Annotated in this window: 26 protein-coding genes and 1 rRNA gene; 1 reads left to right on the top strand and 26 read right to left on the bottom strand. The window is 72.8% G+C overall.

Annotated features, from left to right (window positions below; genetic code table 11):
- Position 1 precedes the first annotated feature (1 nt).
- From VFZ92_RS03050 to ald, 7 genes are all read right to left on the bottom strand, one after another.
- Positions 2-763: a pseudouridine synthase gene (locus VFZ92_RS03050; RefSeq protein WP_259627360.1), complete on the bottom strand. Its 762-nt coding sequence runs from the start codon at positions 761-763 to the stop codon at positions 2-4.
- Positions 756-1430, bottom strand: coding sequence for an SMC-Scp complex subunit ScpB (scpB, locus tag VFZ92_RS03045; RefSeq protein ID WP_414719795.1), 675 nt, complete (start codon positions 1428-1430; stop codon positions 756-758). Before scpB ends, VFZ92_RS03050 begins: the two co-directional genes overlap by 8 nt.
- Complete coding sequence (locus VFZ92_RS03040; RefSeq protein ID WP_330874118.1) at positions 1370-2290, bottom strand: segregation and condensation protein A; 921 nt, start codon at positions 2288-2290, stop codon at positions 1370-1372. Before VFZ92_RS03040 ends, scpB begins: the two co-directional genes overlap by 61 nt.
- On the bottom strand, positions 2287-2631 hold the full coding sequence (locus VFZ92_RS03035; RefSeq protein WP_330874117.1) for a hypothetical protein: 345 nt from the start codon (positions 2629-2631) through the stop codon (positions 2287-2289). The genes VFZ92_RS03040 and VFZ92_RS03035 overlap by 4 nt, the downstream gene beginning before the upstream one ends.
- Entirely contained in the window at positions 2628-3599 is a 972-nt protein-coding gene (locus VFZ92_RS03030) for an AAA family ATPase (RefSeq protein WP_330874116.1), read from the bottom strand. The genes VFZ92_RS03035 and VFZ92_RS03030 overlap by 4 nt, the downstream gene beginning before the upstream one ends.
- 119 nt (positions 3600-3718) lie before the next feature.
- On the bottom strand, positions 3719-4039 hold the full coding sequence (locus VFZ92_RS03025; RefSeq protein WP_330874115.1) for a metalloregulator ArsR/SmtB family transcription factor: 321 nt from the start codon (positions 4037-4039) through the stop codon (positions 3719-3721).
- A gap of 302 nt (positions 4040-4341) precedes the next feature.
- Entirely contained in the window at positions 4342-5451 is a 1110-nt protein-coding gene (gene ald, locus VFZ92_RS03020) for an alanine dehydrogenase (RefSeq protein ID WP_330874114.1), read from the bottom strand.
- A 79-nt stretch (positions 5452-5530) separates the two neighbouring features.
- Here ald and VFZ92_RS03015 point away from each other — a divergent pair, with 79 nt between their 5' ends.
- Positions 5531-6139, top strand: a complete 609-nt coding sequence (locus VFZ92_RS03015) for an NINE protein (protein ID WP_330874113.1) — start codon at positions 5531-5533, stop codon at positions 6137-6139.
- Here VFZ92_RS03015 and VFZ92_RS03010 read toward each other — a convergent pair.
- The 19 genes from VFZ92_RS03010 to rrf all read right to left on the bottom strand — a co-directional run bounded on the left by VFZ92_RS03010 (position 6128) and on the right by rrf (position 25599).
- A complete protein-coding gene (locus VFZ92_RS03010; RefSeq protein ID WP_330874112.1) occupies positions 6128-6481 on the bottom strand; it encodes a DUF2752 domain-containing protein in 354 nt (117 codons plus the stop codon). The two genes, VFZ92_RS03015 and VFZ92_RS03010, sit on opposite strands and share 12 nt — an antisense overlap.
- A gap of 848 nt (positions 6482-7329) precedes the next feature.
- The gene (locus tag VFZ92_RS03005; RefSeq protein WP_330874111.1) at positions 7330-7956 is read right to left on the bottom strand and encodes an NUDIX hydrolase; all 627 of its coding nucleotides are present in this window, start codon (positions 7954-7956) and stop codon (positions 7330-7332) included.
- Positions 7953-9653, bottom strand: a complete 1701-nt coding sequence (locus VFZ92_RS03000; RefSeq protein ID WP_330874110.1) for a CTP synthase — start codon at positions 9651-9653, stop codon at positions 7953-7955. Before VFZ92_RS03000 ends, VFZ92_RS03005 begins: the two co-directional genes overlap by 4 nt.
- Before the next feature lie 125 nt (positions 9654-9778).
- The gene (locus VFZ92_RS02995) at positions 9779-10717 is read right to left on the bottom strand and encodes a copper transporter (protein WP_330874109.1); all 939 of its coding nucleotides are present in this window, start codon (positions 10715-10717) and stop codon (positions 9779-9781) included.
- Positions 10714-11898: a putative cytokinetic ring protein SteA gene (steA, locus tag VFZ92_RS02990; protein ID WP_330874108.1), complete on the bottom strand. Its 1185-nt coding sequence runs from the start codon at positions 11896-11898 to the stop codon at positions 10714-10716. The genes VFZ92_RS02995 and steA overlap by 4 nt, the downstream gene beginning before the upstream one ends.
- Before the next feature lie 63 nt (positions 11899-11961).
- On the bottom strand, positions 11962-12552 hold the full coding sequence (locus VFZ92_RS02985) for a hypothetical protein (protein ID WP_330874107.1): 591 nt from the start codon (positions 12550-12552) through the stop codon (positions 11962-11964).
- Positions 12549-13157, bottom strand: a complete 609-nt coding sequence (locus VFZ92_RS02980; RefSeq protein ID WP_330874106.1) for a hypothetical protein — start codon at positions 13155-13157, stop codon at positions 12549-12551. The genes VFZ92_RS02985 and VFZ92_RS02980 overlap by 4 nt, the downstream gene beginning before the upstream one ends.
- A gap of 130 nt (positions 13158-13287) precedes the next feature.
- Positions 13288-13839 (bottom strand): hypothetical protein, encoded by a 552-nt coding sequence (locus tag VFZ92_RS02975; RefSeq protein ID WP_330874105.1) that lies wholly within the window; start codon positions 13837-13839, stop codon positions 13288-13290.
- Positions 13836-14714 (bottom strand): hypothetical protein, encoded by an 879-nt coding sequence (locus tag VFZ92_RS02970; RefSeq protein ID WP_330874104.1) that lies wholly within the window; start codon positions 14712-14714, stop codon positions 13836-13838. Before VFZ92_RS02970 ends, VFZ92_RS02975 begins: the two co-directional genes overlap by 4 nt.
- 11 nt (positions 14715-14725) lie before the next feature.
- A complete protein-coding gene (gene recN, locus VFZ92_RS02965; RefSeq protein ID WP_330874103.1) occupies positions 14726-16513 on the bottom strand; it encodes a DNA repair protein RecN in 1788 nt (595 codons plus the stop codon).
- 83 nt (positions 16514-16596) lie between these two features.
- Entirely contained in the window at positions 16597-17493 is an 897-nt protein-coding gene (locus VFZ92_RS02960) for an NAD kinase (protein WP_330874102.1), read from the bottom strand.
- Positions 17490-18299, bottom strand: coding sequence for a TlyA family RNA methyltransferase (locus tag VFZ92_RS02955; protein WP_330874101.1), 810 nt, complete (start codon positions 18297-18299; stop codon positions 17490-17492). The genes VFZ92_RS02960 and VFZ92_RS02955 overlap by 4 nt, the downstream gene beginning before the upstream one ends.
- A 4-nt stretch (positions 18300-18303) precedes the next feature.
- Entirely contained in the window at positions 18304-18477 is a 174-nt protein-coding gene (locus VFZ92_RS02950) for a hypothetical protein (RefSeq protein WP_330874100.1), read from the bottom strand.
- Between the two features lie 191 nt (positions 18478-18668).
- Complete coding sequence (locus VFZ92_RS02945) at positions 18669-20066, bottom strand: HAMP domain-containing sensor histidine kinase (protein WP_330874099.1); 1398 nt, start codon at positions 20064-20066, stop codon at positions 18669-18671.
- The gene (locus VFZ92_RS02940; protein ID WP_330874188.1) at positions 20063-20737 is read right to left on the bottom strand and encodes a response regulator transcription factor; all 675 of its coding nucleotides are present in this window, start codon (positions 20735-20737) and stop codon (positions 20063-20065) included. The genes VFZ92_RS02945 and VFZ92_RS02940 overlap by 4 nt, the downstream gene beginning before the upstream one ends.
- Positions 20622-21881, bottom strand: a complete 1260-nt coding sequence (locus tag VFZ92_RS02935) for a hypothetical protein (protein WP_330874098.1) — start codon at positions 21879-21881, stop codon at positions 20622-20624. The genes VFZ92_RS02940 and VFZ92_RS02935 overlap by 116 nt, the downstream gene beginning before the upstream one ends.
- 247 nt (positions 21882-22128) lie before the next feature.
- Entirely contained in the window at positions 22129-22923 is a 795-nt protein-coding gene (locus tag VFZ92_RS02930; RefSeq protein ID WP_330874097.1) for an HAD-IIA family hydrolase, read from the bottom strand.
- The gene (locus VFZ92_RS02925; protein WP_330874096.1) at positions 22920-25394 is read right to left on the bottom strand and encodes a hypothetical protein; all 2475 of its coding nucleotides are present in this window, start codon (positions 25392-25394) and stop codon (positions 22920-22922) included. The genes VFZ92_RS02930 and VFZ92_RS02925 overlap by 4 nt, the downstream gene beginning before the upstream one ends.
- Positions 25395-25482: 88 nt before the next feature.
- Positions 25483-25599: ribosomal RNA gene (gene rrf, locus VFZ92_RS02920) — 5S ribosomal RNA — on the bottom strand.
- Positions 25600-25623: the final 24 nt, after the last annotated feature.

The raw sequence follows: 25623 nt of genomic DNA, 5'->3' as shown, positions 1-25623 counted from the left end.
GTCACAGCCCCACGAGCTTGTAGAGGGAGCCGACCTCCTGGCGGTTGAGCACCCGCATCGAACCCGGCCGCTGGTTGCCCAGCTGGACCTCGCCGATGTGGGTGCGCACCAGGCTCGCCACCGGGTAGCCGACGTGGTCGAGCAGGCGGCGCACGATGTGCTTGCGGCCCTCGTGCAGGACCACCTCGACCAGGGCCTTGCCGGGCATCGAGTCGACCAGCTTGAACGAGTCGACGCGGGCGAAGCCGTCCTCCAGCTCGACGCCCGCGCGCAGCCGCTTGCCGACGTCCTTCGCGACCGGCCCCTGGACCTCGGCGATGTAGGTCTTGGGGACCTCGTAGGACGGGTGCATGAGCCGGTGGGCGAGGTCGCCGTCGTTGGTGAGCAGCAGCAGGCCCTCGGTGTCCGCGTCGAGCCTGCCGACGTGGAACAGCCGCTCGCGGCGCTCGTGCAGGTAGTCGCCGACGCACGGGCGGTGCTGGTCGTCGTGCATGGTCGACAGCACGCCGCGCGGCTTGTTCAGCACGAGCGTGACCACGTCGTCCTTGAGGACCACGCGGACGCCGTCGACGTGCACGACGGCCGTCTCCGGGTCGACGCGGCGACCCTGCTCGGTGACGACCTCACCGTCGACGGTGACGCGGCCGAGTTCGATCAACTCCTCGGAGACCCGCCGCGAGGCGATGCCCGCCTTGGCGAGCACCTTCTGCAACCGGATCCCCTCGTCGTTGGGGTTGGGTCGCGCGGAACGGGTTTCAGACATCGTCGATCGCATCCACTTCGGGCAACAGGGGAGCGATCGGGGGCAGGTCCGCCAGGGACGACAGGCCCAACCGCTCCAGGAACAGTTCGGTCGTGCGGTAAAGGATGCCACCAGTGTCGCTGTCGGTACCGATCTCGCTGATCAGACCCCGTGCGACGAGCGTGCGGATCACGCCGTCCACGTTGACCCCGCGGACCGCGGCGATCCGCGCCCTGGTGACCGGCTGCCGGTAGGCGATCACGGCGAGCGTCTCCAGGGCGGCCCTGGTGAGCTTGGCGCGCTGCCCGTCGAGCAGCAGCTTCTCCACGTAGGGCGCGTACCGGTCTCGCGTGTAGAACCGCCAGCCGTCTCCGATTCTACGCAGGTCGATGCCGCTGCCCGACTCGGTGTACCTCGCGGACATCCTCTTGAGGGTCTGGGTGACCCGCTTCACGGACTGGCCGAACACCTCGGCGAGCAGCTTCTCGCCCGCGGGGGAGTCGATGACGAGCAGCACCGACTCCAGCGCGGCCTCCAGCTCCGCGTCGTCGGAGAGGTCGGGGCCGGTCTCGACGACCTCGGCCTCGGCCTCCTCCGGGAGGTCCGGCTCGGCAACCACCGGTTCGCTCACCCGTACTCCTCGTCCTCGTCGAACTCGACCACCGGCGCGTCCTCGTCGCCGATCCAGCGCACGACCAGCTCGCCGAGCGGATCGGGCTGGTCGAACGCCAGCACGGTCTCGCGGTACAGCTCCAGCAGCCCGAGGAACCGGGCCACGACGTCCAGTGTCTCCTCGCAGTCGGCGACCAGCTCGCTGAACGTGAGCTGACCGGCCGCGATCAGCCGTTCGCGCATGACGTTGACGTGGTCGCGGACGGACACCCTGGCGACGTGCAGGTGCGTCAGCGACACGGTGCGCGGCGGCTTGGGCCGGAACACCGCGGCGGCGATGTCGGCGAACCGCTTGGGCGTGACGCCGAGCATGACCTCGGGCAGCAGGCCCTCGTAGCGCGGCTCCAGCGCGACCGACCGGGGGTAGCGGCGCTGCGCGCCCTTCTCCAGCTCGCCGAACAGGGCCGCGACCTGCTTGTACGCCCGGTACTGGAGCAGCCGCGCGAACAGCAGGTCGCGCGCTTCGAGCAGCGCCAGGTCCTCCTCGTCCTCCACGTCGCCCTGCGGCAGCAGCCGGGCGGCCTTGAGGTCGAGCAGGGTGGCCGCGATGACCAGGAACTCGGTCGTCTCGTCCAGGTCCCACGCGTCGCCCATCGCCCGGATGTAGGCGATGAAGTCGTCGGTCACGGTGTGCAGGGCGACCTCGGTCACGTCGAGCGTGTGCGCCGAGATGAGCTGGAGGAGCAGGTCGAACGGGCCCTCGAAGTTCGTGAGCTTGACCTTGAAGCGACCGGACGTCCCGTGGTCGGCGGGATCGGCCCGCTGCGCTGGATCGACCTGCGCCTGCTCGGTCCGCGCCGGCTCGGTCCGCGCGGGGGCCGGTCCCGGCGGTACCGGTTCCGCCGGTTCCCGCCGGGTCGCGTCGGGAGTGGTCACCGCCTGCGCAGCCTCCGCACGAGCTGCGACCGCTCCCCGTGCTCCTCGAAGTCGGCCAGGAGCACCGCGATGGCCTCGCGGACGATCCGGCCGCGGTCGACGCCCAGGCCGAACGCGCCGCGCAGCGACAGCCGCGCGTGCTCCAGGGCCAGCAGCTCCTCGTCGGAGACGTACACCGTGATCTTGGTGTCGTGCTTCTGCCTGCCGGTGCTGGGGCGGTCGGGGACGGCGGCGGGCGGAGCGGGCTCCGGGGCGAGGCCGGGTTCGGGGTCGACAGGGCGTACGAGACTGGTCGGGCGGAACAGTTCGGACGCGCCGGGCAGCGAGGCGCGACGGGTCACCTGGCGATCACCTCGCGCGCCAGTGCGCGGTAGGCCTTGGCGCCCGCGGAGCGGGGCGCCCACTTCGTGATCGGCTCGCCGGCGACCGTGGTCTCCGGGAACCGCACGGTGCGGTTGATGACCGTGTCGAACACGATCTCGCCGAACGCCTCCACGACCCTCGCCATGACCTCGCGGGAGTGCAGGGTGCGCGGGTCGTACATGGTGGCGACGATCCCGGTGATCTCCAGCTTCGGGTTCAACCGCTCCCTGACCTTCTCGATGGTGTCGATGAGCAGGGCGACCCCCCGCAGCGAGAAGAACTCGCACTCCAGCGGGATGAGCACGCCGTCGGCCGCCGCGAGGGCGTTGACCGTGAGCAGGCCGAGCGAGGGCTGGCAGTCCACCAGCACGTAGTCGTAGTCCTCGATGACGGGACGCAGCGTGCGCACCAGCGTGTGCTCGCGGCCCACCTCCGACACGAGCTGGATCTCCGCCGCCGACAGGTCGATGTTGCTCGGCAGCAGGTGCATGTTCTCGACGCCGGTCTCCATGATCACGTCCTGCACGCCGACCGCGCGCTCCATGATCACGTTGTAGATCGTCTGGTCCAGCTGGTGCGGGTGGATGCCGAGGCCCACCGACAGCGCGCCCTGCGGGTCGAAGTCCACCAGCAGCACCTTGCGACCGTACTCGGCCAGCGACGCGCCCAGGTTGATCGTGGACGTGGTCTTGCCGACCCCGCCCTTCTGGTTGCAGATGGCGAGGATCTTGGCGGGCCCGTGGACGGCGACCGGCTGCGGCTCGGCGGTGAAGCGGAGCTCACGGCCGGTGGGGCCGATCTCGCCGACCTCCTGCTCCGCCGCGTCCTCGTCGTGCGGGGCGGCGTGCGGGGCCAGGCTCAGCTCGACGGACGCGCGGGGCACACCGGGCGACGGCGGCGGCGGAGCGTCGTACGCCCTGCCCTCCACGTGCTCCGGTGTCGACATCGCAACCTAACTCCTCGTAGTCCTCGACCTGGGCGCAGCCTAAGGCCGTGGCCGAGCGGCGGCAACGCGCCTCGCCGTGGCGGCGCGCACCGTTTTCCGCCGGTCGTGGACCGAACGGTTCAGTGCACGGCCTCCATCCGGGCCGCGGCCGACAGGACCACGTCGAGCAGTCCGGGGAAGAGCTGTTCCAGGTCATCGCGGCGCAGCGACACCCAGCGCTGGTTGCCGCAGCAGCGGGTCCGGGTGATCCCGGCCTCCCGCAGCACGCGCAGGTGTTGGGACAACGTGGATTTGGCCACGTCCACGGCCATCGCTCCGCACAGGCGCTCCCCGTCGGCCTCGATCTGCTGGACCACCGCCAGCCTGGTCGGGTCGCTCAAAGCGTGGAGCACCGCCGAGAGCTCGATGGCCGGGGGCTCCGGCTCGTCCAAGTTCGGCACGGTTCGCGGTACCTCCCGCTCCGGTGGGACTCAAGTGCGGACACCGTACCCGCGGCCGCCGAAAGATCGCCCGTGTTCACGAAACCCTCATTGTCACGAAGTGGCGTCGTCACCCGGCGCGGTCGGGGAGTTCTTGCGCGACAGGGACATCCGGGTCGGACGGGGGCGCGGACGGTCGCGAAATCGCCGTCTCGAATGCCGGGTGGGAGGGGTGGGGTGGTGAGGGGGGCCGTGCCGCTTCGCCGGGCCGCGTCACTTCGCCGGGCCGCGTCGTCGGAGCAGGTGTCGTCGGGGTCGCGCCGTCAGAGGTCGGCCAGTGAGCCGTGGCGCAGGCCGTGCGCGAGGGCCACCTCCGGCAGGACCACCGTCCCGCGCACCACGTTGACCCCCTTGGCCAGCGCCGGGTCGTCCAGCACCGCCTGGCGGAAACCCTTGTCGGCCAACGACAGCGCGTAGGGCAGGGTCACGTTCGTCAACGCCCAGGTCGAGGTGTGCGGGACCGCGCCGGGCATGTTCGCCACGCAGTAGAACAGCGACTCGTGCACCCGGTAGGTCGGGGCGTCGTGCGTGGTCGGCCGCGAGTCCGCGAAGCAGCCGCCCTGGTCGATCGCGATGTCCACCAGCACCGAACCGGGCCGCATCGCCGCCACCAGGTCGTTGCTCACCAGCGACGGGGCCTTCGCGCCCGGCACGAGCACCGCGCCGATCACCAGGTCGGCCCAGCGGCAGGCCTTCTCGACCTCGTAGGCGTTGGAGGCGACGGTCTGGAGGTGGCCGCGGTAGGTGAAGTCGATCTGCCGCAACCGGTTGACGTTCGTGTCCAGCACCACGACCTCGGCCTGGAGCCCGACCGCGATGGCCGCCGCGTTCAGGCCCGCGACCCCGGCGCCGATCACCGCGACCTTGCCCGCGGGCACACCGGGCACACCGCCGAGCAGCACGCCGCGCCCTCCGGACGCCCGTTCCAGGCAGTGCGCGCCGACCTGCGCGGCCATCCTCCCCGCGACCTCCGACATCGGCGCCAGCAGCGGCAGCGAGCCGTCCGGGAGCCGCACGGTCTCGTAGGCGATGGCGTTGATCCCGGACGCGACGAGCGCGCGGGTGCAGTCCGCGCTCGCGGCCAGGTGCAGGAAGGTGAACAGCGTCTGGCCGGGCCGCATCCGGTGGTACTCCTCCGGCACCGGCTCCTTGACCTTGAGGACCAGCTCGCACTCGCCCCACACGTCGTCCGCGGAGGGCGCGATCCGCGCGCCCGCGGCGACGAACTCGCCGTCGGGGATGGACGAGCCCGCACCCGCGTCGGTCTCGACCAGGACCTCGTGACCGCGGCGTGCCAGCTCCACGACCCCGGCGGGCGTCACGGCCACCCGGTACTCGTGGTTCTTCACCTCGCGCGGAACGCCGACCAGCACCGGTCCAGAGTAGGCCCGTAGTGGTGTTCCGGCGCGTTTCGGCAGTGCTCACCAGGCCTCATCGACTACCGTTCCGGCCGTGTCAGGACCTTTCGAGCCGAACCCCGTGCGCATCGGCAACCAGCAGCGCGAAGAAGCCATCCGCGCCCTCAACGACCACTTCGCCGCCGGGCGGATCGAGATCGGCGAGTACGAGCAGCGCGTCTCCTACGCGTCCGCCGCCCAGACGGTCGCGGAACTGGGCTCGCTGTTCACCGACCTTCCCCAGCCGCACCCGCCGTTCCTGGCCGAGCAGCCTCCGCCGCCGTACGCGCCGCCGCCGTTCGGGGGTGCGCCCGATCACGGGACGTCCGGCTACGGGACCTCCGGCTACGCGCAACCGGGGTACGGGCAGCCGGGGTACGGGCAGGGCTACGGGACCGCGCCCGGTTACCAGGTGCCGTACGCGCCGTACGGGATCGATCCGTTGACCGGGTATCCGCTGTCGGACAAGTCGAAGGTCGTCGCCGGGGTTCTGCAACTGTTCATCGGGACGTTCGGGATCGGGCGTTTCTACACCGGGCACACGGGAATGGCCATCGCGCAGTTGTTGACGTGCGGCGGATGTGGGATCTGGGCTTTGGTCGACGGCATTCTGCTGCTCGTCAACGGCGGCACGGACGCCCAGGGGCGACGGCTACGCGATTAGGTTCCGGGTGATGGCCCAGGTGAGGCCCACCGCTATCACCACTTGCCCGACCCGAGGGGGCAGAGGGGTGGTTCTGGCGCCTTTTCGATCGGCCCGGAACCACCTCAGCCACAGCCAGGCCAGGAACGGGAGGCCCGCTGTGAGCATCACCGGGTTGTAGTGCCAGGCGGCCGACAGGTCTCCGTGGAGCAGGGCGTAGACCATGCGGGTCGAACCGCAGGCCGGGCAGTCCAGGCCGGTGAGGAAGTTGAACGGGCACCTCGGGAGCCAGGAGCCGGGGTTGGTCGGGTTGGTGAAGTAGAGGGCCGTGGCGGCTGCCGCTGCCGCTACCGCTGTGGCCACGGGGCCGGTTGCGGCTTTCCTCAGGCGGGTCGGGGTCATGGGCTTGGCCTCCCTCCGGTGGTGAGTGTGGCGCATGGCGTTGTCGAGTTCCAGCGGTGGTGGCTGAGGTGACTCGGGAACCTCTGGATCGACGAGGGCAAGGGTCAATCCCCCGAGCAAAATCGGCCACAGGTTCAGGGCACAATGCGGAGATCCCAGTTCATGCGGCAATGATGACTTGCCAAGACGTGACGCCGGTAGCCTGGCTGAGATTTCCAACAAATGCGCACCAGGCAGCCAGAACGATTGGCCCACCATCCGGCCATGAGGTTGTGCGCCGCCAACTCGTCGAACTGTGCGACTTTTCAGTTACCCGACGGCCTGATCACCAACTCGCCGCCAACCACCGAACCAACCCGCCGCAAGACCCCGCCGGAGAGAATGATTGCATACAGTATCCTGAATGCAGAAGCTCGCATCCAGTTAGCACAAAACCCGTGGCCACACCGCCCTGCTCCACATCGCCTTGCCCTACCCGCGCCACCCGACACCGTTCCGCGCGGCGCCACCCCGGCCGACACCGTCCTGCCGGCGCCACCCCGGCCGACACCGTTCCGCCCGACACCGTTCCGGCCGACACCACCCCGCGCGACCCTGCCCCGCGCGCGACCCTGCCCCCTGCACCAACCTGCCCTGCCCGGCACCACCCCGACATCACCGCCCGCCCTACCGAGCACCACCTCACACCGCGGCCCCCGTACGCAGTCCCCCTCCCCCGCGCATACCCTTCATGAAGATTGCATACAGTATCCCGAACCCTCGTAAAACAAACTCGGGGCCACCAACGGCGGCCCCGAGTTCGGGAAGGATCAAGCCTGCGCGCGTGCCGCAAACGTGTGCGGGCGGTCCGGCCACGGTGCGTCCGCGGGCCTCGCCTCAGCTCCCGCCATCACCGCCTGCGCGGCCAGCAACCCGCCCACGGCCGCGCCGTTGACGATCTCCCCGGCCAACGCCATCCGCACCGCCTCCGCCAACGGCACACGACGGATCACCAGATCGGCTTCCTCGTCCCCCTGCAACTCCCGATCCACAGTGGACAATCCCTGCGCCAGGAACACCCGCACCACCTCATCGGTGAAACCGGGCGACGCGGCAACATCGACCAAAGTGGACCATCGGGACGCGGCCAGGCCCACCTCCTCGGCCAGTTCCCGCCGCGCACCCTCGACCGGCTCCTCGTCCGGGGAGTCGAGCAGACCTGCGGGCAGCTCCCACAGGCGGTGCCCGAGCGGATGGCGGTACTGGTGGATGAGCGCGACCTGGCCGTCGTCGTCGAGTGCCACGACGGCGACCGCGCCCAGGTGCTCCACGACCTCGCGGAGCGCCGTGCCGCCGCCCGGCATGGCCACCTCGTCGACGCGGAGCCCGACCACGCGACCGATGTGCACGTCCCGCGTGGCGACGGTGCGGAACTCGTGCGCTCCCGCGGCGGTCACTTGGCACCCGCGGTGGTGACCTCGGCCAGCTCCACCGGAAGGCGGTCGGCCAGCCGGTAGTCCAGGGCCGCCTTGACGAACGCCGCGAACAGCGGGTGCGGCTTGGTCGGCCGGGACTTCAGCTCCGGGTGGGCCTGGGTGGCGACGAAGAACGGGTGGACGTCGGCGGGCAGCTCGACGAACTCCACCAGCCTGCCGTCGGGGGACGTGCCGGAGAAGACCAGACCCGCCTTGGACAGCCTGTCGCGGTAGGCGTTGTTGACCTCGTAGCGGTGCCGGTGGCGCTCGGACACCTCGGTCGAGCCGTACGCGCGGGCCACCACGGAACCGGGGGTCAGCTTGGCCGGGTACGCGCCGAGGCGCATGGTGCCGCCCATGTCGCGCTCACCGGAGACGACGTCCTGCTGGTCGGCCATCGTGGAGATGACCGGCGTGCCGCCCTCCTCGAACTCGGCGGAACCCGCGTCCTCGATCCCGGCGAGGTTGCGGGCCGACTCGATGACCATGCACTGGAGCCCCAGGCACAGGCCGAGCACGGGGATGCCCCTGGTGCGGGCGTAGGTGATGGCGCCGATCTTGCCCTCGATGCCGCGGACGCCGAAGCCGCCGGGCACGAGGACGGCGTCCAGGCCCGCGAGGGCGTGCGCCGCGCCGGACGGGGTCTGGCACTCGTCGGACGGCACCCACACGACCTCGACCTTGGCGCGGTGGGCGAACCCGCCCGCGCGCAGGGCCTCGGTGACCGACAGGTAGGCGTCGGGCAGGTCGACGTACTTGCCGACCAGCGCCACCCGCACGGTCTCGGTCGGGTTGTGGACGCGGTCGAGCAGGTCGCCCCACACGGTCCAGTCGACGTCGCGGAACGGCAGGTCGAGCCTGCGCACGACGTAGGCGTCGAGGCCCTCGCCGTGCAGCACCTTGGGGATGTCGTAGATCGACCGGGCGTCGACGGCCGCGACGACGGCCTCGTTGTCGACGTCGCACATGAGGCCGATCTTGCGCTTGAGCGCGTCCGGGATCTCCCGGTCCGCCCGGCACACGATCGCGTCGGGCTGGATGCCGATGTTGCGCAGCGCGGCGACGGAGTGCTGCGTCGGCTTGGTCTTCAGCTCACCGGACGGCGCCAGGTAGGGCACCAGCGACACGTGCAGGAAGAACACGTTGTCGCGGCCCACGTCGTGGCGCACCTGCCGCGCGGCCTCCAGGAACGGCAGCGACTCGATGTCGCCGACCGTGCCGCCGACCTCGGTGATGACGACGTCCGGCACCAGGCCCTCGGCGTCCGGCTCGGCCATCGCGCGGATGCGGCGCTTGATCTCGTCCGTGATGTGCGGGATCACCTGCACCGTGTCGCCCAGGTACTCGCCGCGGCGCTCCTTGGCGATCACCTCGGAGTACACCTGGCCGGTCGTGACGTTCGCCTCGCCGGACAGGTCGCGCGCGAGGAAGCGCTCGTAGTGGCCGATGTCCAGGTCCGTCTCGGCACCGTCGTCGGTGACGAACACCTCGCCGTGCTGGAACGGGTTCATCGTGCCGGGGTCGACGTTGAGGTAGGGGTCGAGCTTCTGCATGGTCACCCGCAGACCACGGGAAGTCAGCAACTGGCCGAGGCTGGAAGCGGTGAGCCCCTTGCCCAAGGAGGACGCGACGCCTCCGGTGACGAAGACGTGCTTGGTTGTACGTGCTTGAAGCACCAACGAGGCTCCCGTGGTCTGAAAGATTTCCGAAAGGGGATAACCCCTGTCCACGGGCCACAACGCTAACATGCGCGCGCCGGGCCCCACCGCACGCACCACGCGAGCACTTCACTCGAATGGGTTAATCAACCGGCCTGACCTGGTGCCGGGGACTCGGCGTTGCCCGCCACGCCGTAGCGGCCGGACTTGCCGTCGAGCTGCTCACGCAGCGCGAGCACCGTGACGACGCGGCCCGCCGCCGAGTCGGCGTTGTCGACGGTCGACAGCACGGAGGTGGCCGCGGTGTCGGCCCGGACGATGCCGATGCCGCCGGTGCCGTCGGCGGAGCCCGCGCCGCCCGCGAGCACGGCGCCCGCGCCGGAGCGGTCGAGCTGGATGGCGAAGCGGGCGACGGTCGCGGCGCGGTCACCGGCCGAGTCGCCGACGGCCGCGCCGCCGGTGAGCACGACGGCGAGCTGCGCCGGGCGCAGGCCCTGGCCGGGTTTCACGAAGCCCGCGCCCGTCAGCCCGCCGAGCGCCGAGGCGATCTCGTCCGCGGTGGCCTGGGGTTCGTCGCTGTCCTTGCCGAGCAGCAGCAGGGTGCCCAGCAGGCCGCCCGCGCGGGTGCCGGGGTCGGACGCGGTGGGCAGCTGGGTGCCCGCGGGTTGCAGGCGGGCGACCAGGTCGCGGAGCTGGTCGGCCTTGCGGGGGTCGGCGAAGGAGTCGGTGAGCTGGAGTTCACCGGTGACCGACGCGCCTGCCGCGCGCAGCAGCGCGGCCAGCGAGTCGCGGTCGCCCGGACGCGCGTCGGCGGTGGTGACCAGCACGACCGTGCGGTCGGCGAGCTGGCCCTTGACCGACAGCGGGCCGACGGAGGTGGCGAAGCGGTCGGCCTCGGACAGCCTGGCGTTCAGCGCGTTGCGCTCGGACTGGAGGTCGACGACCTGCTTGCCCAGGGCTCCGTTGTCGTCGCTCAGGCCGGACAGCAGCCTGCTGCTGATGGCGGTCGACCCGAGCACGACGCCCACCGCGAGCGCCAGGAAGACGGCCGTGATCGAGACGATGTGGTAGCGCAGGGAGATCACGAGAACAACCCCTTCGACCAGTCGGAGACGGTGCGGAACGCGTCGACGGCGATGTCGACGTAGACGTGGCCGACGCCGGAGACGGCCACCGCGGCGACCATCGCGAGCACGGCGGCCAGCACCAGCAGGAGGATCACGCCGAACGAGACCCGGCTGCGGTGCAGGGCGACGACGGCCTCGCCGTCGACCAGCTTGCTGCCGAGCTTGAGCCGGGTGAGGAACGTGGACGGGTTGGAGCCCGAGTGGCCGCGGTCGAGGAACTCCCGCAGGCCCGCCTGGACGCCGACGGTCACGACGAGGCCCGCACCGTGCGCCTCGGCGATGAGCAGCGCGAGGTCCTCGGCGTTGCCGGAGGACGGGAACGTCACCGCGCCGATGCCGAGGTCCTGGATGCGCTCCAGGCCGGGCGCGTGGCCGTCGGTCTGCGCGGGCACGACGACCTCCTTGCCCGCCTTCAGCGTGGCGGTGCCGATGCCGTCCGGGTCGCCGACGATGACGTCCGGCTCGTAGCCCGCGTGGAACAGCGTGTCCGCGCCCGCGTCGACGCCCACCAGCACCGGCCGGTACTCGCGGATGTACTTGCGCAGCCGCCGCAGCTCGTCGGCGTGGCTCGGGCCGCCCGCGACGACCAGCACCTGCCGGTCGCGCATCGGCACGTACAGCTCGGGCACGCCGATGCCGTCGAGCACCAGGGCGCGCTCGCGGCGCAGGAACTCGATGGTGTTGGCGGAGAACGCCTCCAGCTGCGCGGCCATGCCCGCCTTGGCCTCGATCATGGCGTCGGCGATGGACTCGGCGTTCTGCTCGTCGCCGCGCGCGACCTCGGTCTCGCCGACGTAGACGACGCCGTCGAGCAGCCGCAGCTTCGTGCCGTCCTTGACGTCGCGCAGCACCGCGCTGCCGACGTTGTCGATGAGCGGGATGCCCGCCTCGATCAGCAGTTCCGGCCCCAGGTTCGGGAACCGGCCGGAGATCGACGGCGAGGCGTTCACCACCCCGACCACCTCGGCGGCGACGAGCGCCTCCGCGGTGCGGCGGTCGATGTCGACCTGGTCGAGGACCGCCACGTCGCCGGGGCTGAGCCGCCTCAGCAGGTCGCCCGCGCGGCGGTCGACCCGAGCGACGCCGATGGCACCCGGCAGGTCGTGGTTCGTGCGGCTGAGCAACCCGGAGAGCTTCATGGACCCGATGGTGGCTGATCCACGGGCGAGCGCACCGGAGCCACGCCGACCGGTCTCAGCAGCTCAGCCGGGTGATGATTCCTCTGTGGACACTGATGGGTGAATCGGTGTCCCCATCGGAGGGGTATCGGTGTCGTCGTCGAACGGAACCTGGTAGGCGACCGCGGGCTCCGGCCGCCGCTGGACCAGCAGGGCACCCGCCACCGCGACGAGGGCCGCGATCAGCAGCAGCACCATCCCGGAGCCCACCACGGTCACGGCGCTCCCCCCGATGGGGTCTTCCCGCGAAATCGCCGACAGGACCATCTGCCACATGCTCCACACCGTGCCGACGAGCAGCGCGGCGGCCACGACCGCGGCCACCCCGACCGCCGGTGCCGCGCGGGCCGGGATCCGCGCCGAGACGAGTTCCAGGACCGCGACGAGCACCAGCAGCACCGCCGCCACGACCGACGGCACGCCGAGCAGGATCGGGAACGGGTCGACCTCGACCGCACCGCCGGGGGTGGTGTACTCGCCGCCCCACGGGGTCAACCGCGCCCCGGACCGGTACCCGCTGTCGAAGCGCTTCGTCTCGTACAGCGGCCGCGACGACGCCGCCGCCGTCAGCACCGCGCCCGCGAGCAGCAGGACCACGCCGGCGATCCGCTTCACGAGCCACCCCCGGCGGTGCCGGGAGCGGGGGTCCCGAACGGCGGTGTGGGCGTGTCCGCCTCGTCGTCGGGCAGCCGGTAGACCACCGCTCCCGCGGGTTCCGGTCGCGGCGCGCGCTCCCGCGCCGACCACGGCTGCACCAGCAGCCCTCCCGCCAGCGCGACGACGCAGGCGAGCACCAGCACGCCCGTGCCCGCACCGACGACCGTCTCCATCCCCTCGTCCGCGCCGCCGCCCATGCCCCGCACACCCCTCAGCACGACCTGGCCCACGGTCCACACGGAGCCGGTCAGCACGGCGGCCGACCCGATCGCGGCGACGGCCACGGGCCGGGTGATCCCGACCGGGAGCCTCGGCGCGGCCAGCACCAGCAGCGCCGACACGGCGAGCAGCACCGCCGACGCGACCACCGGCACCCCGAACTCGATCCCGCCCTCGTCCAGCTCGATGGTGTCGATCGACGACTCGTAGCCCCAGAGGGTCATCGAGAACGTCTCCCGACCGGGGGTGAAGATCAGGATCTGCTCGAACACCGGCAACGTCGCCCCGACGGCCGCGAGCACCGCGCCCGCGCCCAGCGCCGCCGCGCCCACCACGAACCTCACCCGCGTCGTCTCCCCGCTCCCGCGCGCAGGACCTCCCCCGACGTCCGCCTGTTCCACCGCGCCCCCACTCGACGGTCCGAGCTCCACTCGTCCCCCACTCTGCCCGAACGCCGGTCGGGGACGCACAGCACTACGAGACCTGCTCGCGGTCCTCCGCGTCGGGCAGCCGGTGGACCACCGCGGCCTCGGGGTCCGGCTCGGGCTCGGCGCGGTCCGGCACGCGCTGCACCAGGACACCCCCGGCGAGGGCGACCAGGCAGGCGAGGCCGAGGATCCACAGGCCGAGCCCCGGCGAGGTGAGGGTGATCGGGTCGACGCGGCGGTTGCCCTCGGCCAGCCGCAGGTACACCTGGAGCACGACCCACACGGCGCCGACCAGCATCAGCGGCACACCCGCCGCGAGGAACCGCGCCGCCGCACCGAGCCGGCGGTGACCCAGGAACAGCGCGGCCAGCACGAGCACCGCGGCGGCGGCGGCCAGCGGCACGCCGTACTGCACCGAGGACCGGAACTCGTCGCTGTCGGGCTGCGGCCCGGTGATGGTGCGGACGTTCCAGGCCGTCACCTCGAACTCCAGCTGCTCGGCGAGCCGGTAGGCCTGGCGGTACAGCGGCAGCAGCGACCCCACCAGCACGAGCACCGCGCCCGCCAGCAACGAGAACACGCCGAGCCGCTGCCTCACGAGCGACGGGGCGGGTCGACCGGGTCGAGGGTCACGCGGGTGGTCGGCTCCGGCTCGTCCTCCGGGCCCTGCGGCCCGAACTCCTCGGGCGGGAAGCCGTACGACTCCGGTTCCTCCGGTTCCGAGGGACCGAACTCGGCGGGCGGGAAGCCCAGCGGCGGGGTGTCCACGTCGTCGACGGACACGTCCGGCAGCTTGTAGATGACCGCCTCGTCGTTCTCCGGCTCCTCGTCGCGTTCCCGCAGGGCGTGCCTGCGCCGACGGCCGGACGCGGAGCGCGCGGGTTCCCGCTCGCGTTCCGGCTCGGGGTCGCGCGCGGGCGTCCGGACCGTCTCCCGCGACTCCTCGGGGGCGCGGACCCTCTCGCGGACGCGCTCGGCGCGTTCCCTCAGCTCCGCCTGGGCCGTGTCCGCCTCGGGCAGGTCCTGCACGAGGACGGCGCCGAGCGTGCCGACGACCCACCCGACGCCGAGCAGCACCAGGCCGACGTCGAGCGTCTGCACGAGCTGCCCGCCCGGTGGCACGGACACGACCGCGACGGCCGCCTGGTTCGTGACGAACAGGTAGACCGACCAGGCCACGCCCAGCAGCACGGCGGCGCCCGCGATGGCCGTCATCCGCCCGAGCGGCGTCGACGGGGTCTCGCGGAACACCAGCGCGGCGGCCACGAGCAGCAGGAGGGCGGCGAGCACGAGCGGAACCCCGAAGCCGGGGCTGGACGCCCCCGCGCCGGTGCTGCCGAACGCCGTCACGACCAGGGACGAGTTCTGCCCAGGGAAGGTCCGGGTCTCCCGGTAGAGCGGCAGGAGGACGCCACCGATCGTCGCGACCGCGCCCAGCGCCAGCGCGACCGCTCCGATGAGGCGTCGGTTCATCCCGGCTGGATTCATGTGACCTTTTTACGCGTCTTGCGCCGCACGACCGGGGCGCTGTCCTTGTCCGCCTTGGCCGCCGCGAGCAGTTCCACGGCGTGCGCGCGGCCGGTGTCCGTCGAGTCCATGCCCGCGAGCATGCGGGCCAGCTCCACCACGCGCTCCGACTCGTCCAGCACCCGGACGCCGCTGCGCGTGAGGATCCCGTCCGCCGTCTTGTCCACCACCAGGTGCCGGTCCGCGAACGCCGCGACCTGCGGGAGGTGGGTGACGACGATGACCTGGTGGCTGCGCGCCAGGCGGGCGAGCCGCCTGCCGACCTCCACCGCGGCCCGACCGCCGACCCCGGCGTCGACCTCGTCGAACACCAGCGTCGGCACCGGGTCGGAGTGCGAGAGCACGACCTCCAGCGCGAGCATCACCCGTGACAGCTCACCGCCGGACGCGCCCTTGTGCACCGGCAGCGCGGGGGCACCGGGGTGCGCGATGAGGCGCAGCTCGACCTCGTCCACGCCGCTGGCACCCGCGTGCAGCAGCACCTTCCCGACCTGCAACGCCTGCGCGTCGCCCTTCTCGGCGGCACGGGGGTGCACGGCGACCTCGATGTTCGCGTGCGGCATCGCGAGCCCGGTCAGCTCGTCCGACACCTCCTTGCCCAGTTCCTCGGCGGCGCTCGCGCGCGCCTCGGACACCTGGGTCGCGTACACCGCGAGTTCGGCGGCCAGCTCGTCCCGGCGGGCGGCCAGCGCGGCCAGCGCCTCGTCGGAGGTGTCGAGCGTCGACAGCCGCTCGGTCGCGTTCTCGGCCCACGCGATCACGCCGTCGATGTCGGCGGCGTACTTGCGGGTCAGGTGCTTCAGCTCGGACTGCCGGGCCAGCACCGTCTCGAGGCGGTTCGGGTCGGCGTCGAGGTGGTCGAGGTACGAGGTGATCTCGGAGCCCACGTCGGCCAGCACGGCGGCGGCCTCGATCAGCCGCGCCTCCAGCCCGCGCAGCGCCGGGTCCTCCGACGTCGCCACGCGCCTGCGGGCCTCACCGATCAGCCCCAGCGCGCCGGGGTTGTCCGGGTCGCCGTCGGCCGCGCCGCTGACCGCGTACTGCGCGCCCGTCGCGGCTTCGCGCAGCTGGTCGGCGTCCGCGAGCCTGCGGGCCTCGTCGACGAGTTCGACGTCCTCCCCCGGCTTGGGGGCGACCGACTCGATCTCGTCGAGCCCGTGGCGCAGCAGGTCCGCCTCGCGGGCCAGTTCACGGGAGCGCTCGGAGCGCTCGGTGAGTTCGTTCGCGACGCGCAGCCACTCCTCGCGCAGCCGCTGGTACTGCCCGAGCGGCTCGGCCACGTCGTCGCCCGCGAACCGGTCGAGGACCGCCCGCTGCTCCGACGGCCGCAGCAGCCGCAACTGGTCGTTCTGCCCGTGCACGGCGAGGAGCTGCTCCGCGAGTTCCGCGAGCACGCCGACCGGCACCGAGCGACCGCCGAGGTGGGCCCTCGACCTGCCGTCCGCCCCGACCGTGCGCACCGCGATCACGGTGCCGTCCTCGTCCGGTTCGCCGCCGACCTCATCGGCGACCTTCGCGGCCGGGCTGCCGGCGGGTGCCCTGAAACGGCCCTCCACCACGGCTTTGTCGGCACCGGTGCGCACTCTCGACGCCTCGGCCCGACCACCACCCAGCAGGTGGAGCCCGGTCACGACCATGGTCTTGCCCGCACCGGTCTCGCCGGTCACGACGGTGAACCCGGCATCGAGTTCCAGGGTTGCCTCATCGATCACACCGAGGCCTTGGATGCGCATCTCGGCCAACACAGGGCGAACCCTAGCCGCACGCACCGACAGAGGGGTGCCTCGGGAGGCGAATCCGGTCACGACCGCGTGTCCCAGCGGTGCCGTCAGCCGACCGATGGTCCGCGCCAGCCCTGCACCGGCAGCGAGAACTTCTCCACCAGCCGGTCGGCGAACGGTCCCTCCCGCAGCCGCACGAGCTTGATGGGCGTCTCACCGCCCGCGACCTCGACCCGCGTCCCGGCGGGCAGGTCGTAGGTCCGGCGGCCGTCGCAGCACAGCACGGCGGGGTGGCCGTTGGGGTCGACCTCGAACGCCACGGTGGACCGCGGCGACACGACCAGCGGCCGGGCGAACAGGGCGTGCGCGTTGCTCGGCACCACCAGCAGCGCCTGCACGTCCGGCCACACGACCGGCCCGCCCGCGGAGAACGCGTAGGCGGTCGACCCGGTCGGCGTCGCGCACAGCACGCCGTCGGTGCCGAACGCCGACACCGGGCGGCCGTCGATCTCCACCACCACGTCGAGGATGCGCTCGCGGGAGCTCTTCTCGACGCTGGCCTCGTTGAGCGCCCACGTCCGCACCAGCTCGACGCCGTTGACGGAGGCGGTCACGTCGACCGTCATCCGCTCCTCGACGTGGTACTGCCGGTCGATCACGTGCGTGATGGCCTCGTGCAGCATGTCCGAGTCGGCCTCGGCGAGGAACCCGACCCGGCCGAGGTTCACGCCCAGCACCGGCACCCCGGCCGCGCGGGCGAGTTCGGCCGCGCGCAGCAGCGTGCCGTCACCGCCCAGCACGAACACGAGTTCGGTGCCCTCGGCGGCCTTGTCGTCGGCGGGCACGATGCTCATGGAGCAGCACGGGTAGAGCTGCGGGGCCTCCTCGTCGAGGAGCCTCAGCCGCACCCCCGCCTCCGCGAAGCGCAGCGCCACTTCCATGGCCAGCTTGATGTTGCTCTGCCGCCCGGTGTGGACGACGAGGAGCACTTCCCGATCGGTCATTGGGGCCCTTCCGCGACAGCGGTTCGGACGAGCGCGGCGGCGGCTTCCGCGTCCAGGGGGTCGCCCAGCCGCAGCCGGACGAAGAACTCGACGTTCCCGGACGGCCCCGGCAGCGGACTGGCGATGACGCCGTGCAGGCGCAGCCCCAGTTCGGCGGCCGCGGCGACCACGGTGAGCACGGCGTCGGCCCGCAGTTCGGGGTCGCGGACGACCCCGCCGGACCCGAGCCGCTCCTTGCCGACCTCGAACTGCGGCTTGACCATAGGCACGAGGTCGCCGTCCGGCTCCAGGCAGGACTTGAGCGCGGGCAGCACCAGCTTGAGGGAGATGAACGACAGGTCGGCGACGATCAGGTCGACCGGCCCCCCGACGTCCTCCGGCGTGAGCGCGCGGACGTTCGTCTTGTCCTTCACCACGACCCGCTCGTCGGTGCGCAGCCGCCAGTCCAGCAGCCCGCGGCCGACGTCGACGGCCACGACCTGCCGCGCGCCCGCGCGGAGCAGCACGTCGGTGAAGCCGCCGGTGGACGCGCCCGCGTCCAGGCAGCGGGCGCCGTCCACGGCGATGTCGGAGAACGCCTCCAGCGCGCCCACGAGCTTGTGCGCGCCCCGTGACGCCCAGTTCGGGTCGTCCACGTCGGCGCGCACGACCACCGCGGCGTCGATCTCGACGGCGGTGGCGGGTTTCGTGGCGACCGTGCCGCGCACGGTGACCCGACCGTCGGTGACCAGTTGGCTGGCGTGCTCACGGGACCGGGCGAGGCCGCGCCGCACCAGCTCGGCGTCGAGCCGAGACCTACGAGGCACCGGATCAGACCTTGTCGATGCTCGACAGCGCCGCGGTCAGCGCCGTGTGCGCGATGTCGAACCTCGCCACGTGGTCCACGATCTCCAGGTGCTCCAAGCCCTCCAGGCCGGCGATGGCCGAGTCGATCCCCACCACGGGGTCGACCGGCGGACCGGGCAGGGGAACGTCGACGTTCACGCGTTCACGGTAGCTGATCGGCGTGCGGGAACACGCGCGAGAGTGGCGTAGGGCGCTTCCCGCGCCGGGGGTGAACCGACCGGGCGCGGCCCACGTAGAAACGGGGGTGAACCCTGTGCGGGCACGGGGTGTCGAGCGGGCCTCGGCGGGGTGGACGGCCCGTCGACCCCGGCGTGCCGAGCCCGCCGCGGTCAGCTCGCACCGGGGAGGGCCATGGTGAACACCGCTCCCCCGCCCGGCGCGGTGGTGACGGTCAGCCGACCGCCCTGCGCCACCACGAGCGTCTTCGCGATGGCCAGCCCGAGACCGGCCCCTCCGCCGTCCACCCGGCTCCGGGACCCGTCGGTCCGGTAGAACCGCTCGAAGACCCGGTCGACCTGGTCGTCGGACAGCCCCGGTCCCGTGTCGGCCACCTCGATCACGCCCCAGCCGTCGACCGTGCCCACGCCGACGCGCACGGCCGTCCCCGCGGGCGTGTGGTGGACCGCGTTGCCGACCAGGTTCGTGACGACCTGGCGCAGCCGCGCCTCGTCGCCCAGCACCGGCGCCGGTCCGACCGCGCCCCCGCCGGGACCGGTGAGCGTCGTCGGCCGGGTCGGGTCCAGCGCGCGCAGGTCGTGCAGCGCGTCCACGGCCACCGCCCGCAGGTCCATCGGTTCCAGGCGCGGCACCGGCGCGGCCTCGTCGAAGCGGGCCAGCAGCAGCAGGTCGTCCACCAGCCGCTCCAGCCGCCGCGACTCCCGCTCGATCCGGTCCATCGTGCGGTCCACGTCCGCCCGCTCCGGCAGCGCCCCCATCCGGTACAGCTCGGTGGACCCGCTGATGCCCGCGAGCGGGGTCCGCAGCTCGTGGCCCGCGTCGGCCACGAACCGCCGGGTCCTGGCCTCCGACTCGGCCCGCGCCTCCGCCGCCCGGTCGAGGCGGTCCAGCATCCCGTTGACCGTGGCGGCCAGGCTGCCGACCTCCGTCGTGGGTGCCGCCACGGCGGGCACCCGGCGACCGGTGTCCCCTGCCGCGATGGCCGCCGACGTGGCCTCGATCTGCCGCAGCGGCCTCAACCCCGCGCGCAGCACGAGGTACCCCAGCCCCGTGAGCAGCGCCAGCAGCACCGATCCGATCAGGTAGCAGGTCGTCCGGACCCGGTCGACGATCGCGTCCACGTCCCGCAGCGACCCGGCGACGGTGACGGTCACGCCGTCACCCCCCTGGTAGCGCGCGGGCACGGCGACGACCCGCCACTCGTCGGGGTCGAACGCGGCCACCGGCGGGTCGGCGCCCGCGGCCCCGATCCGGAACGCCCGGTCCGGGCGGCCGTCCGCGAACGAGTAGACGACGGTGACGTCGGACACGAGGTCCAGGGCGCTGGTCGTGCTCGCGGGCACCTCCGGCCGCAGCGCGCCGATCGCCTCCGGCGAGAACCGCGACACCAGTTCGGCCGCCACCCCCACCTGGCTGTCCACCCGCGCGACCAGCGGTTCGCGCAGCGACGCCAGCACCAGCGCGCCCGCGGCGACCATCCCGACGGCCAGCAGCGCCGACGTCATCACCAGCAGGCGGGCGCTGAGCGGGACGCGGCCGAGCACGGTCACGGCCTCGGGGTGCGCAGGACGTAGCCGACGCCGCGCACGGTGTGGATCAGCTTCCGGTCGCCGCGGTCGACCTTCCTCCGCAGGTAGCTGACGTAGGACTCGACGATGCTCGGGTCGCCGCCGAAGTCGTAGTTCCACACGTCCCGCACGATCCGCGACTTCGCCACGGTCTGGTCGGCGTGCTCCATGAGGTACCGCAGGAGCTTGAACTCGGTCTGCGACAGCTCCACGCGCTCACCGCCGCGGGTCACCAGGTGGGCGTTCGGGTCCAGTTCCAGGTCGCCCACGGCGAGCGGGGCGCCGACGGCCCGCGCCGACCGCCCGGCGCGGCGCAGGACGGCGTGGATGCGGGCGATCAGCTCCTCCAGCCGGAACGGCTTGGTGACGTAGTCGTCCCCGCCCGCCGACAGGCCCTCGACCTTGTCCTCCGGGGTGTCGCGGGCGGTGAGGAACAGCACGGGCAGGTCCTCGCCGTGCGCGGCGCGCAACCGCCGCAGCACCTGGAGACCACCGATGTCGGGCAGCATCACGTCCAGCACGACGAGCGCGGGCGGCTCACGCCCGGCCAGCTCCAGGGCTGCCGCGCCGTCGACCGCCGTCGCGACCTCGAACCCGGCGAACCGCAGGCTCGCCGCGAGCAGCTCCCGCAGCGTCGGGTCGTCCTCGACCACCAGCAGCCGGGTCGCCCGCTGCCCGTGGTGTTCCCTGGACGCCATCCGCAACTCCCCCGAAGACTTCCCCCGAGCCGGTTCGACCAGGGTACGGGCCGTCCGCGCGCCGGACGGCGACCAGCAGCAGCGCGCCGAGGGCACCGGCCGACGCGCCCGCGACCAGCCCCAGCGCCACCGCGGTCCAGACCGGTCCGCCCACGCCGGCTGTGGTCTCCAGGAAGACGAACCCCCGCGCCGACACCAGCAGGTCCAGGTCCGGCGACGCCGCCAGCACCATCACGGCCGACGCGGCGCCGAAGACCAGCCCCAGCGCGGCGGCGTTGCGCAGCACCAGGTCCGTCGCGCCCGAGACAGGTGCCCTGGCCGCGGCCACCGTCCCGCACACCAGCAGCAGCACGCAGGCCAGCGCGGTGAACGGCCAGGTCGGCAGGTCCGTCGACGGCAGGTCGGGCAGCACCCCGCCGAGCAGCCCGGTGACCCGCGGGTCGACGTCGACCGACCAGGGCACGCCGAGGCCCGCGGTGATCGCCGCGAACAGCGCGCTCGGCCCGCCCAGCAGCACGGCCCCCACGGCGCGGGCGTCCTGGCGCTGGGCCACCACGGCACCGGCCGCGGTCGTGACCACCGCGGCCACGCCCAGCACCAGCGAGGTGGCCGAGAGGGCGGGGCGCAGCGCCGAGGGCGCGCGGCAGAGCGCCCAGACCGCGACGACGCCGAGACCGGCGAGCAGCACGGCGGACAGCGGCTCGGCGGACAGCGGCTCGGCGGACAGCGCGGCGCTCGCCGTCGCCGCGGTCGAGGAGCCGACCAGCACGGCGACCGCGGCGGCGGCGCCGACCATCGCCCCCGCACCCGCCTGACGGCGGAAACCCAGCACGAGAACCAGGACGCCGACCGCGGCGACCCCCGTGGCGACGGCGTGGAGCCGCACGTCGACCTCCAGCGCCGTCCCCGCGCGGGGCAGGTTCGGCACCAGCGTCAGCGGCGTCCCGACGGCCGACGCCACGACGGCGACCGCGTGGCCGACGACCGACCCGACACCGAGCAGTGCCACCCCGACAGCGGCCACGACTCCCGCGGCGACGAACGCCAGCACCCCGGTCACCGCCCCGGCCAGGACTTCCTGTGTCTTCCCGTTTCCCATGGGGGACAACGTATGCGCGCCGAATCGCGCTCCCCTGGGCGTTTCCTGGGAGTCCGCTGGGAAACCGGCGCGAACCCCGTGGACGAGCGCCGGGAGCCCAGCCGGGCAGGGGGGAGTTCCCAGCGAACTCCCGGGTCCCACCGCACGACGACGGGCAGCTCCCGACAGTCCACCGTGGTCGGACAAGCACAACCGCCCTGGTCTGGTGTGGACGTGTCCACACCAGACCAGGGCGGTCGGATCAGGGCTACTGGCCCAGCAGCACCGAGAGGTCGGCGGCGATGTAGGTCGGCCTGCGGTCGGCGGGCAGCGCCAGCGCCTCGGCCTCGGTGGAGACGCCGGTGAGCACGAGCAGCGAGTCCATGCCCGCGTTGACGGCTCCCGCGATGTCGGTGTCGAGGCGGTCGCCGACCACGAGGGGCCGTTCCGCGCCGAGCGACTTGGCGGCCTGTTCCAGCAGCGGGGTGGCGGGTTTGCCCGCGATCAGCGGTTCGCGGTCGGTGGCGGCCTTGAGGGCCGCGACGAACGCGCCGCAACCGGGCAGCAGGCCGCGTTCCGTCGGGAGGGTGACGTCCGCGTTGCAGGCCACCCACAGGGCCCCTCGGCGGATCGCGACGCAGGCTTCGGCGAGTTCGCGCCAGCCCATGTCGTGGGAGAGGCCCTGCACGACGGCGGCCACCTCGTCGGTGACCTCCCGCACGGGGCGCAGGCCGACGGTGCGGACCTCGTCCGCCAGGGCCTCGGTGCCGAGGACCAGGACGGCGGTGTCGGCGGGCAGGCGTTCGGCCAGCATCGCCGCCGCCGCCTGCGCGCTGGTGCTCACCTCGTCGAGGGCGGCCTGGAAGCCGATCTCGACGAGGTGGTCCACCACGGGCTGCGGAGCGCGCGAGGCGTTGTTGGTCACGTACCTGATGCCGACGCCCTGCGAGCGGGCGAAGGCGACGGCGTCAGCCGCACCCGGTACCGGTTCCCTGCCCCGGTACACGGTGCCGTCGAGGTCGAGCAGCAGGGCGTCGTAGCGTGCCAACAACGTCTCGGTCACTGCTCCGCGTTCTCCTCGTCGTCGTCTTCTTCGATGATCCCGAGCCCGAACGCGCGCTCGGCGGCGTCGGTCTCGTTCTCGTCGTCGGCTTCCGCCGCGTGGAGGAACCACTGTACGGATTCCTCGGCGCGACCCGCCGCTTCCAGGTTGTCCGCGTAGGCGTAGAACAGCCGGGCGCTCCACGGGTCGCGGCGCTTGGCGTCGAGGTCGGCGCCCTGGAGCGCGACCACGGCGGCGTCGAACTGGCCCATGTCGCGACGGGCGCCCGCCGCGACGATCCGCAGCTCCACGGCCTCGTCCGGCGACAGCGGCTGGCCCTGGACCTCGCGGGCGAGTTCCAGCGCCCGCTCGGGGCGGCCGAGCGCGCGTTCGCAGTCCGCCATCACGGCGACGTGGCCGGTGCCGGTGGACATGCGCCGCGCGGCACGCAGCTCGGACAGCGCCTCGGCCCATTCGCCCGCGTGGTACGCGGTGAGGCCGGCGGCCTCGCGGATGACGCCGATGCGCGCGGCCTTGCCGCGGGCGTAGCGGGCGTGCTCCAGCGCGAGCACCGGGTCGGTGTCGACCAGGAGGCCCGCGGCGGCCAGGTGCCTGCCGACGATCTCCGCGAGACCCTTGGGCAGGCCCCGCAGCTCGCCCTTGATCTCCGGGTCGAGCGCCGAGATGTCCGCCTCGGGCGGCAGCTCGGGCGCACGCGCCCGCTGGTAGCCCTCCTCGGCGGCGGGAGCGGCGGGAGCGGACTCCTGCTCGGGCGCCTCGACGGCGTCCACGCCCTCGACGTCGGCGTCCGCCGCTACGGCGACGGGCGTCTCGTCCGACCCGGTGGCCTCGGACGCCTCACCCGACCCGTACTGGGGGGTGCGCTCCTGGAACCGGGCGGCCCGCTGACGGCTGCGCTCGTCGCGCTTGTCGTCCTTGCGGTCCTCACGGGGGGAGTCCTCGCGGGGCTTCGTGTGCCGCGGCTTCTCGTGCCGGGGACGGTCCTCGCGAGCCGGGGACTCGCGACGCTCGCCCGCGCGCTCGTAGCGCGGCTTGTCGTCCCGCTGGTAGCTGCTCGGGCCGCGGTCGTCACGGGGCTTGTGCTCGCGGCGCTCGCCACTGCCCGAGCGGTCGTCGCGCGGCTTGTAGTCCGAACGCTCGCCACCACTCGCGCGGTCGTCGCGCGGCTTGTGCTCGCGGCGCTCGCCGGTGCCCGCACGGTCGTCCCGACGCGGGTAGCCGCCACCGCCCTCGGTGCGCGGCTTGTGCTCGCGGCGCTCGCCACCGCCGGAGCGGTCGTCCCGACGCGGGTAGCCGCCGCTGCCCTCGGTGCGCGGCTTGTACTCACGACGGTCGCCACCGCGGTCCTCGCGGGGCTTGTACTCGCGCCGCTCACCGCCCGCGGACTTGTCGTCGCGGTACTGGTAGCCGCTGCGACCGCTGTCGTCACGACGCGGAGCGCTGTCGCGGGCCGGGTACTCGCGACGCTCGCCGCGGTCGTCCCCCGACTTCTCGTAGCGGGGGCGGTCGTCACGCTGGTAGCCGCTGGAACCGGTGCGGGGCTTGAACTCCCGACGGTCGCCGCCGCTGGAGCGGTCGTCGCGCGGCTTGTCGTCCGTGCTGCGGTAGCGGCTGTTGCCGTTGCTGGAGATGCCGCCGCGCTCGTCCCGACGCGGGTAGCTGGTGCTGCCCTCGGTGCGGGGCTTGTACTCGCGGCGCTCGCCGCCGCCGGAGCGGTCGTCGCGCTTGAAGCTGCTGCCGGATCCCGTGACGCGGGGCCGGAAGTCGGGGCGGCCGTCGCGGTTGTCGCGCTGGTGGGTGCCGCCGTTGCGCGAGCGGAAGTCCGGACGGCTGTCGCCACCGCGGTCGTCGCGCTTGTAGGAGCTGCCCGACCCACCGGAACCGCCGGTGCGCTGGTAGCCGCCGCCGCGCGGGGCGTCGTCCTTGCGGTAGGTGCTGCCACCGCGGTCGTCACGCGCCTTGTCGTAGCGGGGACGGTCGTCGCGCGGCTTGTACTCGCGGCGTTCACCGCCACCGGAACGGTCGTCACGGGGCTTGTACTCGCGCCGTTCGCCACCGCCGGAGCGGTCGTCCCGACGCGGGTAGCCGCCGCTGCCCTCGGTGCGCGGCTTGTACTCACGACGCTCGCCGGAACCGCTGCCCGCGCGGTCGTCGCGACGGGGGTACCCGCCACCACTGCCGGAGCTGCCGGTGCCACGAGGCTTGTCGTAGCGCGGACGGTCGTCGCGGGACTTGAAGTCGCGACGGTCACCGCCGCCGGAGGACCCGCGCTGGTCGCGCTTCGGCCGATCGGCCGAGCTGGGGGCGTTCTTGTCATCGCGCCGCGGATAACCCGCCGCGCGCTCTGCACCGGTCGCACGACCACCACTGGATGGCTTGCGATCGCTCTGGGCTGGACCACCATCGGAACGGCGCGGTCGGTCTCCCTGGCCACGCTGACGGTCGCCGGGACGTTCCCCGAACCTGGACACCTGATTCCTCCTATGGACACGCCGAAAAGGGCTTGTGATTTGAGCACATACGATGTGCCCCCATCACAAGCCCTTTCAGGGAATAATAGTCCCGCAGCGACCTACTCTCCCACACCGTCACCAGTGCAGTACCATCGGCGCAGGAGGGCTTAACTACCGGGTTCGGAATGGGACCGGGTGTTTCCCCTCCGCTATGACTGCGGAAACACTATGAAATTACCAACCCGTA

Origin of the sequence: Umezawaea sp. (genome assembly GCF_036375055.1) — a bacterium.
Classification (GTDB): domain Bacteria; phylum Actinomycetota; class Actinomycetes; order Mycobacteriales; family Pseudonocardiaceae; genus Umezawaea.
The sequence above is the reverse complement of the archived record's forward strand: the minus strand, read 5'-3'. Positions and strand labels throughout refer to the sequence as shown.